Consider the following 15,047-nt stretch of genomic DNA (forward strand, 5'->3'; position numbering starts at 1 on the left):
AGGGCTTCACCGAGCACCGTTGCAGGGTCGACAATGTGGGGAGCGGTCATCGTGTTGATGCCTTTCGAGAGGGATGTGAGAGTTTCCTCGAAGGATCACACGGTGACCGCGTTCACGTCAGCAACGACGTGCGCGACCACCGTGGGTTACACCACTATGCGGGACTCCACTCTGTCGGGAAGGTGGTTGCGTTTGAACTCGGTGAACGGATGGAGAAAATCGACATCGCCCGAAGCGGTCACGAGGTCGTTCAGGATGAAGAAGTCGACGTAGCCTTGAAAGCTCTCGAAGAGGTCGAAGAATGATGAGTACGCAGCGAGCGTCTCGGCGAGCGGGCTTGACTCCCCGTCGTAGTGGCGCCGGATGCACTCCAGGGTGAGGTCGAAACGATCCTCGATCTCACGGTGCGTACCTCGGCGCTGGTTGATCGTCTGCTTGCCCTTGACTGGCACACCGGGAAACACCATCGTTCCGCCGATCGTGTACCCCTGGCGGTGAAAGCGCTCGTTCTCCTCATCCGAGAGCTGCGAGTAGAAATGGTTGAGCCGCTTCCGGTGCGACGAAGCAATGGTGTCGCTCGAGAGTACGAACCTGCCGAGATCAGAGTCATGCGCGAGATACACCGTGCGCTTTTCCGGAACCAGCTCGAAGACCTGCCCATTCGGCAGCTCCTTGCTCCAGAGCATCCGGTGGTACCGCCGCAGAGTAGGGCTGTACGTGTCGGGGTCTTTGCCCTCGGGAGTGTCTGACCTCAGGTCAAAGCCAGTGTCGAGGTCTTCATCGCCATTCATGAGCGTGACACTACTTCGCCTTGCCGACATCCGTGCAAGATACTCCCGCTGCGGTTCGGAGGAGGACGGCGCTTACGGCAGTAGGTGGCCCAACGTCCGAACGACGCATGGCAACAGCTTTCGCCCGTCGCTCACGTACTCCTCCATGAGGTCAAATCGGTCGCGCCCCACATACAGCAGACCATGATTGCTGACCAGTCCGATCGGAGTTTCGTCGCGGAGCAAAGCCCAGAAGTGCGCGTGAGGCTCACTCCAGATGCCAATGCGCGGCGCGGCGCGACTATCGGCCTCGGCCAAAGGAAAGGCGCTGAGATAGCCGCGATACGGAGAAACCTCGTCGAACAAGTCGCCCGAACTGTCGTTGAACTCGTTACGTACGTCCCACACATGTCGATCCGTTTCAGTGATGCTCAGCAGTCGCGCAATGTATCGGTATGCGATTGCGCGGGCCCCGCTGGCAGGCGCCTTCTCAACGATCGACAACCCCGCCGCACGTTCGATCAAGGCCACAGTTCGCCGTGGCTCCCGACTGAAAAGGAAGTCGCTCCACGTGGCAACCTTGTGCATCTGATTGCCCGAGTGCACCTGGATCGAGCCCGCGCGGTTGAGCATCACACGCGTCGGGTTCTCTTCATACGGAGGGAGCACCAGAGCGAGCACGTCGTACATGCCTCCCCCTGGATGCATCTCGTAGGCCACCATGTCTGGATGACGGCGAACCAATTCAGCTGCCAGCCACCAGCTTGCGGGGACAACCTGGCGGTGGGACGGCTCTGGCGCGTCGTCCCTCATCACGCGGCCTCATCTCCACGGCGGTAGAGCAACTTGCCGATGATCGACACGAACTGCGTGAGCTTCGCCTGGTCGTCGAAGAGTTCGTCAGCCATCTTGCCGTTGTTCTCGCGCGCGGCGATGATCGCCGTGACCACTGCGGTCGCGAGGTCGGGGCTCGCGAGGAACTGCTTCTCTGAGTTGGCGGCGCGCTGCTCTCGAATCTGGTCGTTCTCGCGCACCTTGCCCGCCACGTGGGTCGCCATGCCCACGAAGTCGGCGTCCGTGAAGTCAGTCGAGTCGAAGAGCTGGTTCAGCTGCTCCACCGCCTCCTCCAGCAACACCAGGTCAGGATCTTTCGGCGCCTTCGTACCCGTCTCCGTCTGCGGATCGAGCTCGACATCGCCCTCGAGACCTAGCGCGGCATCCGGCAGCTTCTTGATCGAGTAGCTCACGAGTTGCACGCCGGCCAGGTCGATCGGCACACGCATGTTCTCCTCGCGGATGAGACGCGCGAGCCCGCGAGAGTAGATCGACAGCTTCTCCAGGTCAGTGCTCTCGAAGTTGATTACCTGCGACAGGAAGTCGTAGGCGTTGACGTAGGCGGTGAGGTCTGACCTGAAGAGGTACAGCCGCTCCGCCTCCGCGGCGTCGTGGTCGTTCAGCGCGGCCTGCAGCCGGGTGACGAAGCGACTGCGACCGGGTTCGATCGCCGCGAAGTAGGCGTTGTTGCCCTTGGCGAGCAACTGCGCGGTCGCGGCAGCCTCAACCTCATGCCACTCCCACACGCCGTATGCGTCGAGCTTCGCGCGCAGGTCGACGACCACATTCGGGTCCGAGACGTCGCTGAGCCGGGCATCCCGAAAATACGGCTCGAAGGACTCCCGGATGACCTCCGGATCGTTCACGAAGTCGAGCACGCACGTGAAGTCTTTGCCCGTGGCCGTGCGGTTGAGGCGTGAGAGGGTCTGCACGGCGGTGACTCCGGAGAGCTTCTTGTCGACGTACATCGCCACCAGGAGAGGCTGGTCGAACCCGGTCTGGAACTTGTTGGCCACGAGCATGACCTGGTAGTCGTCAGACTCGAACGCCTGCGGCAGCGAACGGCCTTTCACGCCCTGGTTCATGTTCGACTCGGTGAACGGCTCCGGCCCCGACTGGGCGTCGCGCACCTCACCCGAGAAGGCGACGAGCGCGTTCAAGTCGGTGTAACCGGACTCAGCCAGGTAGGCGTCGAGAGCGAGCTTGTAGCGCACAGCCTCCATGCGGGAACCGGTCACGACCATCGCCTTCGCGCGCCCATCCAGTCGCCAGGCGACGTTCGAGCGGAAGTGCTCGACGATGATGCGCACCTTCTGGCTGATGTTGAAGTCGTGCAGCTTCACCCAGTTCATGAGCTGCTTCACGGCGGCGGAACGATCGACGAGCGGGGCATCCGCGTCGTACTCCTGGCCGGCGTGCGCGAGCTTGAAAGCCACCTTGTACGGCGTGTAGTTCTTGAGCACGTCGAGGATGAAGCCCTCCTCGATCGCCTGCTGCATCGTGTACAGGTGGAACGGTCGCGGCTTGCCGTCGGCATCCTTGCGGCCGAACAGCTCGAGTGTCTTCGCCTTCGGCGTCGCCGTGTACGCGAAGTAGGAGATGTTGGTGGCGTTGGCGCGAGACTCCATCTGGAGGGCGAGCAGCGCCTCCATGTCGACCTCTCCCCCGTCGTCGAGATCGGCGGCCTCGTCGGGCGACAGCACCTGCTTGACTTTGCTCGCCGTCGTGCCTGTCTGCGAGGAGTGCGCCTCGTCCGCGATGATCGCGAATGAGTGGTCGGGCAGCGTGCCGAGCTTCTCGGCGACGAAGCCGAACGTCTGAATCGTGACGACGATGATCGGCGCCTTCGCGGTCAAGGCTGCCGCCAGCCGCTCAGACTTCGACCCGGAGCCGGCGGCGTCGATCGCGACGACCACGCCACTCTTGGCGTCGATCTGCTTGATCGCATCCTGCAGCTGCGAGTCGAGCACCGTTCGGTCGGTGACGACGATGACCGAGTCGAACGCCTTCGCACCGTCCGGGTGGTGCAGAGTCGACAACTGGTGGGCGGTCCAGGCGATCGAGTTCGTCTTACCCGAACCAGCGGAGTGCTGGATCAAGTACCGATGGCCAGGCCCCTCGGTGCGCGCGGCGTCGATGAGGTGCGTGACCGACTCCCACTGATGGAAGCGCGGGAACAGGAGAGTCTCGCGCTTCTGTACCTCCCCCGTCACGGGGTCGACAGACTTCGAGACCTGCAGGTGCATGAACCGGCCCAAGATGTCCAGCCACGCGTCACGCTGCAGCACCCGTTCCCACAGGTACGAGGTCGACGAGCTCTCCGCGTTGGCTGGGTTGCCCGACCTGCCATTGTCGCCACGGTTGAAGTGCAGGAAGCGCGTCGACTCCCCCTCGAGCTTCGTGGTCATGTGCACTTCACGATTCGATACAGCGAAGTGCACGAGTGCGCGCCGACCGAAGCCCAGCAGCGGTTCACCCTTCGGCTGGCGATCCTGCCGGTACTGCGTGATCGCGTTCTGCACACTCTGGGTGAAGTCGGTCTTCAGCTCGATCGTCGCGACGGGCAGACCGTTGACGAAGAGCACCAGGTCGATGCTGTTCTGGTTCTTCGTCGAGTAGTGCACCTGCCGCATGACGCGCACCCGCATCTGCGCGTAGGCATCAGTGGTCGTCGGGTTGAGGTCGTCGGCCGGCTTGAACTGCGCCATGCGGAACGTGTGGGGAACGTTCGTGAAGCCGCGGCGCAGCACGGCGAGCGTGCCGCCCTGCTGACCTCCCGACGCTTCGAAGGGAGCGTCGAGCGACTTAACGAGTCGGTCGAGGAGGGCCTCACGATCGCGCTCCCGCGACTCCGAGCGAACAGCCTTCGCCAGAGTCTCAGGTTGCGTGGCCTCCAGCCAGGCAAAGACATCTTCCGGGAAGAGCGCCCGCGCGCGGTCGTAGCCCGCATCGTTCGGCGAGTACAACCACCCATTCGCGGCGAGGTGCTCGCAGATTTCCCGCTCGAACGGGTTCTCGTTGTGGATGGCCACGCTGCTCCCTCACTGATGTTGCCCGGCGGGTGATTTCTCTTCAGTCGAGAGTAGTCAGAACGAGCGACCGTCATGTAGCGAACTCGGTCAAGGCCGTGGTGACCACCATGGCCGCGTGCGAGAGTGACTCCGTGTCGCCTCTCACGGATAGCATCAGAAAATGCTCTTCCGACGCGAGACCGCTGTTTTGGTGGTCGCTCTGTTGCTCTCGACTTCTGGTTGCATCTCTCTCGACAGACTGGCGCCTCCCCGGGAGGAACCTGCCCTACAAACGACGGACGTTCCCGAAACAGACTCTGACGAAGAGGTTGCCGGTGGGGTCACCCAGGTCCGTGAATACTGGCCGCTCGACGATGATCTCCGTATTCCCCAGTTTGTCGGCATGAACCTCGATGACGCAATCGACCTTGCGAACCGACTTCGACTGAACGTGAACGACGAAGACGCCTGGAACGAGCGCAATATCTGGAACCGCTCGAACTGGACTGTCGTCTGGCAGAACTTCGCACCTGGACGACCGGCCGGCGAAAAAACCTACGTCGACCTGCGTGCGCTAAAGCACGACGAAATTACGTCCGAAGTGACCGACACCCTTGCGTTCGATCTGCACACGGACGAGCGCATGTTCACCGGGACTATCACCGGCTATGAGCGCGATGGGTTAGTGGGCATCTCTACGGTTTTCGTAGATGCCAAACCCGTGCAACTTGACCTGATTTCGCCACTCGCACCGGGGTGCGGGTCTGCGCTGAAGGAGGGGCTGGACGCCGCTCGCGAAGCGTTGGTGGGAGAACTGCCGATCGGCCAAAGGGTTCTCGTGGTGATGAGCGAGAAGTATGCAGACGCTGGCTTCATTCACGTGCTTGAGGGCAGAAGCGTCGACCCCGTCGTCACACCTCCCGAAGACTCAGTCAATGAGCGCCTGATTCGCACGGGATGGTGGGTACCCGACTCCCTCTCCATGGAAGGAGGTATCGGTCTCGATAGCTACGGGGAAAGCACCGTCGCATTCGAACTCTATAGTCCCCGCAGCAGCATCACCTCTCAAGCGGTGGACTACGTTCGATACATCGCCCAGGCAGGTGACGAGGCCGTGCGGAAGTACATCGGAACAGTGGGCGACTGTCGACGAGCGGCAGAAGCCGACCGAGATGCATATATCGACTCCTGGCGCGAAGCAGAACGAGAACGTCTTGCGCGCGAAGCTGAACTGGAGCGGCTAGTGGAATCCGGCCACTACAACTGCCGCGACGGAGACGGTGACGGGATCTGCTACGAGCGCTAGCAAACCGCACGGCCCGACAAAGCCAACTCCTTCGCGCGCTTCGCCGTTCCCAACCGGGCTGCCGACAGTTCGAGCGGCAACCAGGGCCCATCCGAATTGTGGAGCGGCAGCACTAACAGCCCGGATGAACGCCGACTCGACGGTCCCGAGCAAGAGCTCGGCCGCGGCCGGGATGGCCCTTTGGGCGGGGCGCGGGGCCGCGTGCCTCCACTCTGCCAGGCGTTCTTCGCTCGACTCGTCCATCGTCTAGAGGTCACTGACGATCCGCCGCTGCGAACGTCTGAAACGAAAGCAGGGCTGGCCCTTGTTAGCGTTTATGCTACTAAACACTAATAAGGAGTAGTGGTGTCATGACATGGCCGACGGTCACGTACGAGGAACACCCCTGGCACGGCGACCTCGAGCGCACGGCGTCCCGTCGCCAGCAGCTCCGCGCCCGTGGCCCCTACCGCGCGACCGTTCCCCCACTCATCGCCTCGGTCAACCCCACCATCGACGGCCGACTCGCGGCCGAGGCGGCCGATGCTCAAGCGGCCCTCACAGCATTCGACGCGCGCGTCGGCGAGATACCGGCACCACTGGCCGCGATCCTGCTACGCACCGAGTCGGCCTCCAGCTCTGAGATCGAGCGGCTCACCTCCAGCGCCAAAGCGATCGCCCTCGCCGAGCTGGGGCGCCGCTCGGGCTCCAATGCCGAACTCATAGTCGCCAACGTGCGGGCCATGCAGGCCGCCCTCGACCTCGCCGATGACGTGAGCGTCGACAGCGTCCTCGCCATGCAGTCAGCACTCCTCCGCCAGCATCACCCCGACCTGGTCGGCCTGCGCAACCAGCAGGTGTGGATCGGTGGAGGCCTCGCGAACACTCCCCACTCGGCGGAGTTCGTGCCGCCACACCATGCACGCGTGCCCGAGCTCATGCTCGACGTCATGGATTTCGCGCGCCGCACCGACCTGCTGGTGCTGCCGCACGTGGCGCTCGCGCACGCACAGTTTGAGACGATCCACCCGTTCGCCGACGGCAACGGGCGCACCGGTCGCGCCCTCGTCCAAGCAATGCTGCGCTACCACGGCGTCACCCGCAGCGTCACCGTCCCCGTCTCCGCCGGCCTGCTGTCCCACACCGGCGACTACTTCGACGCGCTCACCGCCTACCGTGCGGGAGACATCGAACCGATCATCGAGCAGTTCATCGCCGCCACCTGGCGCAGCATCGACAATGCCGACCGACTCGTCACCGGTCTGCTGCAACTGCGCATGGAGTGGGAGTCACGAGTGGATGCTCGGCGCGGCAGCGGCGCGAGGCGGCTACTCGACCTGCTCGCGTCGCACCCCGTGATCGACGTCACACGCGCGGCCGAATTGCTCGGTGTCGCCTACACCTCCGCCGCAGCCGCGATCGATCGGCTCGAGGCCGCAGGGGTGCTGGTTCCACTAAGCGGTGTAGCCCGCAACCGCGCTTGGCAAGCACCAGCGGTCCTCGAATTGCTCGACGGCTTCGCCTCTCGGGCCAGGCGTCGCTGAGCTAGCCACATGACGCTATCGAGTATTGGCCCGTCGAGGTGATCTGGCTCGTCACGCGGCCGTTGACCGTGATCGTGCAGGTAATGCTGCTGCCATTGAGCATCTGGGCACTGAGGTTTCCCTTGTAGCCGGACGTCATGGGAAAGGACTTGCTCCACGGCAGGCTCGCGTTGTTCTCTTGTCCGATCGAGAACGACCCTCCCGGCACCGCCCAGGTGATCAATGCCCGAGTGCCGTTGCCCGAGACCGAGAAGACAATGCGCGGCTCGCGCAGTGTCAACGTGACCGCCGATCCGTCGCGTGCCTGGGCGCCGCCAGCTGGACTCTGAGTCTGCACTGTCCAATCAGAAGCACCGTCCTCTGGCCGAAGAGTGACAGTGAATCCTGCTCCTTCAAGAGCCGACTCGGCCTCCCAAAGCCCAAGACCAGCGACATTCGGAACCTCGACCAGCGGTGGAAGGACAGCCACCTCAACAGCGCCTCCGTAGCGGCGAGCTTCGCCGGCCGGCACGCTCTGTGACATCACCTCCCAATCAGATTCGGCCTCGGCAATATCTGGCGCGATCGTGAAGCCGAGAAGCTGTAGGGCACTGGTCGCATCACCGAGGGCGGAACCCACCAGCTGTGGCACCGCCACTTCAGGGACATCGAGCTCGAGTTCAATACTGTCTCCAGCACTCGCATTGCTGCCCGGCCACAGACTTTGTGCGAGCACCTGCCAGGTGGTCGCCACAGGATCGTCCCCGAACTCGGTCTGGATGCCAAGGCCGAGCTCTCCCAAAACCTGGCGGGCCTGGTTGAGCGTCAGGTCGCGCACATCGGCAACCGTCACACGCATGGGTTCCATACGCAATTGCACCTCAACAGTGCGCCAGACCGTGTCGCCCGCGGAGGGATTCTGCGTTGCCACGACCTGAAACGTTCGCTCCACAGACGAATCCCAGTTGATCTGATCATCGTCGAGGCTAAGGCCAACCTCGTCCATCTCTTCTAGCGCAGAGGCGTGGTCAAGCCCCACTAGCTCGGGCATCGCTACTCGATTCGCGGCTATCAGGGCAACGACCGCCAACGCCACGCCGACGGCGGCCATGACACCGATAGCCAAGGGGCGCGAAAGCCACCGTCTCAGCGACTCCAAGACTGACGGCGGGGCTTCGTTCACAGGCGACTCAGTGACCATGAACATGATCTTGACACGAACCCCCGTCACGTTCGCGCGCGGGTATCGCGCTACCCCGCCACGTTCGTCACCCGAACCCTTCGAAGCCGTTCTTCCGCTATGTGTTGATCACTCTGCTCTGCAACTCGCGCAGAGGCACAAGCCCCTCCTCGGTCTCGAGCGCCCAGAATTCGTAGCCGCTCATGCTGGTCACACCGAGGTGATGTGCAGCCTCGTCGAGCGAGTCGAACTCGTGCACTCCATCGATCATGATCGTGCCGTCATCGGTAACAGCGGCGTCGACCACCCAGTTCGGGTCGACCGGGTCGAGGAAGTCGCCGACACTCAGCAGTGACTGATCGATCAGCTCCCGGAGCGACGGCTCAACGACTGCCGGGAGTTCGACCTGTGTGGGGTCCGTCGGCTCGACAACCTCACCCTTGCTGAGTTTCAGGTAGCCGTCGCGGATCACTTCGGCGATCAGTCGCCGACGCTGGGCGAGAAACTCCTCATAGTCCAACTTCTCCCAACCGTGAGGCAACGCGTGCCAGTAGTGCTGTCTGGCGAGCCATTCCGGATCCGCGCCACGGCTCGCAACCAGCTCCGCCCAGTACTGCGCCGGGGGCTTGTCGCCGATGAAGATGTTCGTGTCCCAGTCAGTTGGCGCGAAGTTGGCGGCCTGATTGATGCGCTTGATGTCGGTCGTGCCCAGCACCTTTTCCTGGTAAGACCGCGGGAAGAGGTGGTGACCTTCTACGCCCTTCACAACCGGAAGGTTCGGGTCCATCCAGTCGCGCACCTTCATGTCGAGCATGAACATATCCGCGTCCATCGCGTTCAGCACCGCCATGTAGCACTGATACGCAGGCGATAGCGCAGCAATTGACGTGATGAGCAGGTCGGGAACCCGATAGGCCCAGAAGTCAGCCGTGAGTTCTGTGGCGATGGTTTCGTCGGTGATGCGAGCGAAACCTGCTGCGTCGCCCTGCCCGAGAACACTGAAGCGATCGAGGTCTTTCTGCAACTGAGACTCGCTGCTGGTGCTGTATCGCGAGGTCAGCTGCGACATGAATAGCCAGCGCGCTGTAAGCACGCGCAGGGTCGGCAGGTCGACTCCGTAGCGGGTGCGGCCGAGCAAGAAGTAGACGTAGCTCGACACCAGACTCATGTTCGAGGTGATGCCCTTGCGCGAGCGGAATCCCGCCGTCTGCACCGAACGGATGAACTCCTGCCAGTGCAAGGGATTGATGATGACCGGCAGGCCCTCCTTCAGCAGGTCAAGTTCCCGTTCTTGTCGATCGCTGTCGACGAGACCCGATGACCGGTCCTTCGCCTGAAGCGCGTTGTAGGCATCCGTCAACTTCGCTCTGTTCTGACCGATTGCCACGACCGCGCGAACGACGTGGCCCGTCTCGACATCGATGAACGGGTTCTGCGCGGTCCAGCTGATGGTGCGCTTTGCCATGGCGCTTGCATGCGCCGGCGACATGCGTGAGTTGCGGGCGAAGTCTTCGATCTGCTCCCGGCCGTCGGGCCAGAACACACTGAGCCAGGTCAAGATGTAGTCGTAGGCCTTCAGGCTGACGCCCTCCGAGTTGATGCGCACGAAGATGTCAGCGACCGTGCGCTTCTCGACATCCTTCTGGATGTGCACGACGTCGAACGAGTAGTTCTGCAGACCGTGCAGCTTGACGAAGACCTTGCCCAGCTTCGTGCGCTTTTCCCTGTCGATCTCGCGACCCGACTCTTCATAGCGCTCGAGGAAGTCCTGCAACGCTTCGATGGGCGATTCGAAGCAGGTCGAAATGTCTGCGACCCACTCCGCTGATCGCATGAATGCAGGGGTCTGCACCTCGAACTTTTCTGTGAACGGGTTGAACGAGATCGCAATCTTCTTGTCGCGGTAGTTCTCATCGCGAACCGGCTGCCCCTTCACCGCGGCATACAGACTGGTGAGCCGCTGCTGACCGTCGACGATCTGGTGCTGCGCGTCTTGCGCCGACGCGCCTGCGATCGCGCGGGTCTCCCCATCGGCGGAGACATCCCAGAACATCAACTCGCCGACTGGATAGCCCCGATACATCGAGTCAAAGAGGTCGCGCACCTTGGTGCCCGGCCACACGAATGGCCGCTGCAGGTCGGGCAACTGAATGGTCCCGTTCTCGACCGACGAAATCAACGACCCCGCCTGCCATGCCACCGTCTTGAAGATTGCGCTCATCGATTGCGACCTCTGCTCATCATGACTCCATCCTGCCTGCTTGCACTGACTCTCGCGCCCGCCGCGCCATCCGAGCCCGCGCTGCCTTCAGGTCGAACTGAGGATTCGGAGATCCCGACAGGTTGAGGGGCGACACCAACCGAGTGATGACCGCCGACTCGACAGCGCCTAGCGAAACCCCCGCTTCGGCTGGCATAACCCAGGTCGCGAGGCGCAGGTGCTCGTGCATCCACTCAGTCAGGCGGGCGTCGCTCGGCTCGTCGAGCGCGAACATCGCGAAGCGGTGCGGCGGCGCCTTCTCGCGCGGCACCGGGCGCAGTTGCAGATGGTCGACCAGCAGCGCGGCCAGGCTTCGCCGCAGGGTCGACTGACCGGTCGTCGAACCGCTCGGTGTGCCGATGCTGAAGTGCACCCGAACGTCGCGGGACGCCAGGCTCTTCTGCGCCTTGCCCACATACAGCGGGATGCCCGGCTCGCGCTCGGCGATGTCCAGGTCGCTGAACGCGCACGCGGAGCCGTGCACCGCGTACAGCCCCGGCTTCGCGGGCACCGTCACGGCGGCTTCCGTGATCGGGAGCCCCGACGCGGTGAGCGATGCGAGGGCATCACCGACCAGAGCATCAAGCGAGCTCAGGGTGCTCCCCCCACCTCATTTTGACCCGTGACGGTCGCGCTGATGAGAGCTTGGCGTCGCTCGCTCAGCAGTTCGATGGCTCGCCCGATACGTTGCCTGACAGACCTTGCCGTGTCAGCCGATGATTGGAGGGTCGATGCGACCTGCGCCTGTTGATCTAGGGGCGGAACGGGCACTCTCGTCCGCCGAATCGCTTCACACGTCAAGCCACCCTTGGTGCCCCCGTTGCCATCGCTGGTCTCGCGGAACGTCTCGTACTCATTCACCAAGACCCAGTAGAGAAACTCTGGCTCAAGCCTTCGGCCAGGGGTGACGTAGGCGAGGTGCTGGCTGATTGTCGCTTCAATGCTCAAACGCGTGGCCATGCCGCGTGTTCGTCCCTGTCCCGTAAGCCCGACAAGCGTGCTCCCCGGGGCCACGAGGGGTAGATGGCATTCCACGAGTGCGAGATCAGTGACCAGGTCGCTCGGCTCACGAACGTAATCAGCATTGGCAACGCTGCTGTTGAGCCATGGAAACCCACCATCGAGCCAATACTCTGGTCGCTCTCTGCTTGGAGTCGACCCGTTCCCGACCCGGGCTAGTAGCCCGAGTACAGCCGGAGGCTCGTGTGCCGAGACCTCTCCGATCAAGTGCCGAAGGAGTGCACGTTCGCGCTCGGCGAGGGTGGAGATGAGCTGCTCCTGCTTGGCGATCAGCTCGTCGATCTGGGCGGTCTCGCGGTCGAGGAACTCCGCGATTCGCCGCTGCTCCTCCACGGACACGTCGGGAAGCTCGATGTTTCGAACTGTCGCAGGGTCGACCCGCTGATGGCTGCGGGTGACCGACTTGGCCGATGCGGAAAGCAGCCCCGTGACGATATCGGACTGAAGGAGGTAAGCGAGAAAATCAGGATGACAACGGCGCGGGCGAAAGACGATGAACTCACCCGAAGCGATGACCGGGCGGACGTCATGGTCGCCAACCTTGAATACTCGTGACTTGCGAGGATTCAGCTTTGAGATGAGCACGTCGCCCTGCTTGACGAGGAGCTTGCCACTCTCGATCTCGGAGCTGTGTTGCACGATCGGCACACCGAACTCTTCGAGATGCGGGATGGCGTAGTGGGTAACCTCGCGGTCAAGATCTGACGGGTCGACCGCATCCCGGACATCGGGTGCCGCGAACTTCGCTTTCACCGCTTCTCAACCTCGGCGAGCAGAACGATGATCTCCGCGATGAGCTTGTTGAGGTCGGCGTCGATCTCGTCGAGCGACCTCGGCGGCACGTACTGGTAGAAGTGGCGGGTGAAGGGAATCTCGTATCCGACCTTGTCTTTGCTGCGGTCGACCCAGAAGTGCTCGAGGTGCGGGGCGATCTCGCGGGCGATGTAGTCGTCGACGTCTTCCGAGAGCGGCACGTTCTCGGTGTCGCGCAGGTCGGCGTCGGGCACCGGGTTGCCCTTGGAGTCGCGGATGACGGGGGCCGTGTCATCCCGCACGCTGAGGCCGGCAAGCAGCGCTTTCAGCTGGAGCGCGGTCAGGGTGATCGACTCCGCCGCGAGCAGCTGCTTGAGGCGGCGCGCGAAGGCATCAGCATCCGTCGACTGATCGATCGGTGACGACTCGGCGAGCTGCTCGATCGTGGCGCGCGCCTCGTCGCTCAGCGCCGCCAACGGCTTCGCGGCGAGGGCCAGCGGCAGACGCTCGGCGGTGAAGGCCCAGTTCAGTTGCAGGGGGCGCTCGACGGTGATCGTCGTGTATCCGAAGTCGGTGGTGCGGAAGATTTTGCTCGTCTCGCTTTCGACGTTCTCGCCGTAGGTGCGCACGATCTCGGCGATCTGCTTGGGGCTGATCTCGCGGCGCTTGCTGCCCAGCGACTTGCGCATCTTCACCCACTGGGTGGTCGCGTCGATCAGCTGCACGCGGCCCTTGCGGCTGGCGGGCTTGTCGTTGTCGAGAATCCAGATGTAGGTAGCGATGCCCGTGTTGTAGAACAGGTCGGTCGGCAGGCCGATGATCGCGTCGACCAGGTCGTTCTCGAACAGGTACTTGCGGATGTTCGACTCGCCTGAGCCGGCGCCGCCCGTGAACAGCGGGCTGCCGTTGAGCACGATGCCGACGCGCCCGCCTCCGTCGCGCTTGGGGCGCATCTTGCTGACGAGGTGGAGGAGGAAGAGAAGGGAGCCGTCGCTCACGCGGGGCAGGCCTGGGCCGAAGCGGCCGTCGAAGCCGCGCTGGGTGTGCTCGTCGGTGACGTGCTTCTGCTGCTTCTTCCACTCGACGCCGAAGGGCGGGTTGGCGATGCCGAAGTCGAAGGTCTTGCCGATGTGGCCGTCGGTGGTGAGAGTGTCTCCCCACACCATGTCTCCGATCGCCTGGCCCTTGATGACCATGTCGGCCTTCGCGATGGCGAATGACTCGGCGTTGAGCTCCTGGCCGTGGAGCCGCAGCTTGGCGCTCGGGAAGTGCTCGCGCACGTATTCGTCGCTGACGCTGAGCATGCCGCCGGTTCCCGCGGTGGGGTCGTAGACGGTGCGCACGGCGCCCGGCACTGTGAGCGACTTCTTCGGTTCGTCGTCGGGGTGCTCGGTGAACAACAGGCTGACCATCAGCCGCACGACTTCGCGCGGGGTGAAGTGCTCACCCGCTGTCTCGTTGCTCGTCTCCGCAAACCTACGGATGAGTTCCTCGAAGATCGAGCCCATCTGGTTGTTGTCGATACGGTCCGGGTGAAGGTCGACTTCGGCGAACTTCTGCAGCACGAGGTAGAGGAGGTCGTTCTCCTCAAGCGTCACGAGCTGCTCGGCGAACTTGTAGCGGTCGAAGATGTCGCGGACGTTGGCGCTGAAGCCGCTGACGTAATCGGTGAGGTTCGCCTTCACGTTCGCCGGGTCGTTGGCGATCGTCGCGAGGGTGTACTTGCTCGTATTGAAGAAGTCGGCTTTGGCGATGGCCGGGAGCACATGGTCGGCAGCCGAGCTGCCCTTGAGCTTCACGGCCTCATCGAGGACCGCCTGCTTCGTGGGCTCGAGGACGGCGTCGAGTCTGCGCAAGACCGTGAACGGGAGGACAACCTTGCCGTAGTCGGCTTGCTTGTAGGTACCGCGGAGGAGGTTGGCGATGGCCCAGATGAAGGCGGAGAGGTTGGGAGTGCTGGCCGCGGGGTTCGAGGGGCTCGGCGTGCTCGGGGTGCTCATCGGTGAGGGAGGCTCCTGAATTGTGGTGTGGTTCGAGCCTAGTCAGCGAGCGAGTTGTAGGTGCGGCTCATGCCAGTGCAGAGTATTTTGAGACCCAATCAGCAATGAATGATCAGTCAGGGGTAGTCGTGCGAGTTCAAACCGATCGAGCGATCAACACTGCGGAGTATCTAAAGAATGCAGGTGTCGGATACCTGGTCTTCTCACTCATCGCCGCCGCGCTTCTTGTCTTCGGCGCCTTCAATTCCATTTCCGCGGGGCAAGCCGGGTACTTCGTTGGGGCGGCCGTCGGAGTCGCCCTATCTGGCTGGCTCGTACAAGCGTTCGCGTCGGCCGTTGCCGCTCACATCAATGTGGCCGCCACAGTCGCCTATGCGAACTGGCGTCGCGCGACCTCCACAGGTCAGTGAT

Annotated in this window: 11 protein-coding genes; 3 read left to right on the plus strand and 8 right to left on the minus strand. The window is 63.0% G+C overall.

The genetic code is table 11. The features are described from left to right. Positions 1-146: 146 nt before the first annotated feature. The 3 genes from FK219_RS08540 to FK219_RS08550 are packed head-to-tail and all read right to left on the minus strand — an operon-like array spanning position 147 to position 4,636. Entirely contained in the window at positions 147-821 is a 675-nt protein-coding gene (locus FK219_RS08540; protein ID WP_407941899.1) for a DUF6994 family protein, read from the minus strand. Positions 822-863: 42 nt separating this feature from the next. Continuing rightward, on the minus strand, positions 864-1,583 hold the full coding sequence (locus tag FK219_RS08545; RefSeq protein ID WP_407941903.1) for a TY-Chap2 family putative peptide chaperone: 720 nt from the start codon (positions 1,581-1,583) through the stop codon (positions 864-866). After that, positions 1,583-4,636 (minus strand): type I restriction endonuclease subunit R, encoded by a 3,054-nt coding sequence (locus FK219_RS08550; protein ID WP_152583698.1) that lies wholly within the window; start codon positions 4,634-4,636, stop codon positions 1,583-1,585. Before FK219_RS08550 ends, FK219_RS08545 begins: the two co-directional genes overlap by 1 nt. Before the next feature lie 160 nt (positions 4,637-4,796). On the opposite strand from FK219_RS08550, the gene FK219_RS08555 reads away from it, so the two are divergent. Both FK219_RS08555 and FK219_RS08560 read left to right on the plus strand, forming a co-directional pair. After that, positions 4,797-5,921 carry a PASTA domain-containing protein gene (locus FK219_RS08555; protein ID WP_152583699.1) on the plus strand — a complete coding sequence of 375 codons (1,125 nt, stop codon included), beginning with the start codon at positions 4,797-4,799 and terminating at the stop codon, positions 5,919-5,921. 350 nt (positions 5,922-6,271) lie between these two features. Further along, complete coding sequence (locus FK219_RS08560) at positions 6,272-7,444, plus strand: Fic family protein (protein WP_152583700.1); 1,173 nt, start codon at positions 6,272-6,274, stop codon at positions 7,442-7,444. Position 7,445: 1 nt separating this feature from the next. On the opposite strand, the gene FK219_RS08565 is transcribed toward FK219_RS08560, so the two are convergent. From FK219_RS08565 to FK219_RS08585, 5 genes are all read right to left on the minus strand, one after another. Beyond that, positions 7,446-8,534 (minus strand): MmpS family transport accessory protein, encoded by a 1,089-nt coding sequence (locus tag FK219_RS08565; RefSeq protein ID WP_165638084.1) that lies wholly within the window; start codon positions 8,532-8,534, stop codon positions 7,446-7,448. Positions 8,535-8,721: 187 nt separating this feature from the next. After that, positions 8,722-10,824 carry a GmrSD restriction endonuclease domain-containing protein gene (locus FK219_RS08570; protein ID WP_152583702.1) on the minus strand — a complete coding sequence of 701 codons (2,103 nt, stop codon included), beginning with the start codon at positions 10,822-10,824 and terminating at the stop codon, positions 8,722-8,724. A 19-nt stretch (positions 10,825-10,843) separates the two neighbouring features. Further along, complete coding sequence (locus FK219_RS08575; protein ID WP_152583703.1) at positions 10,844-11,380, minus strand: GIY-YIG nuclease family protein; 537 nt, start codon at positions 11,378-11,380, stop codon at positions 10,844-10,846. Positions 11,381-11,454: 74 nt separating this feature from the next. Next, entirely contained in the window at positions 11,455-12,636 is a 1,182-nt protein-coding gene (locus tag FK219_RS14135; protein ID WP_152583704.1) for a restriction endonuclease subunit S, read from the minus strand. Beyond that, on the minus strand, positions 12,633-14,636 hold the full coding sequence (locus FK219_RS08585; protein ID WP_152583705.1) for a type I restriction-modification system subunit M: 2,004 nt from the start codon (positions 14,634-14,636) through the stop codon (positions 12,633-12,635). Before FK219_RS08585 ends, FK219_RS14135 begins: the two co-directional genes overlap by 4 nt. 128 nt (positions 14,637-14,764) lie before the next feature. Here FK219_RS08585 and FK219_RS08590 point away from each other — a divergent pair, with 128 nt between their 5' ends. Further along, a complete protein-coding gene (locus FK219_RS08590) occupies positions 14,765-15,046 on the plus strand; it encodes a hypothetical protein (RefSeq protein ID WP_152583706.1) in 282 nt (93 codons plus the stop codon). The last annotated feature ends 1 nt before the right edge of the window (position 15,047 follow it).

Origin of the sequence: Microcella pacifica (genome assembly GCF_009371975.2) — a bacterium.
GTDB classification, from domain to species: domain Bacteria; phylum Actinomycetota; class Actinomycetes; order Actinomycetales; family Microbacteriaceae; genus Microcella; species Microcella pacifica.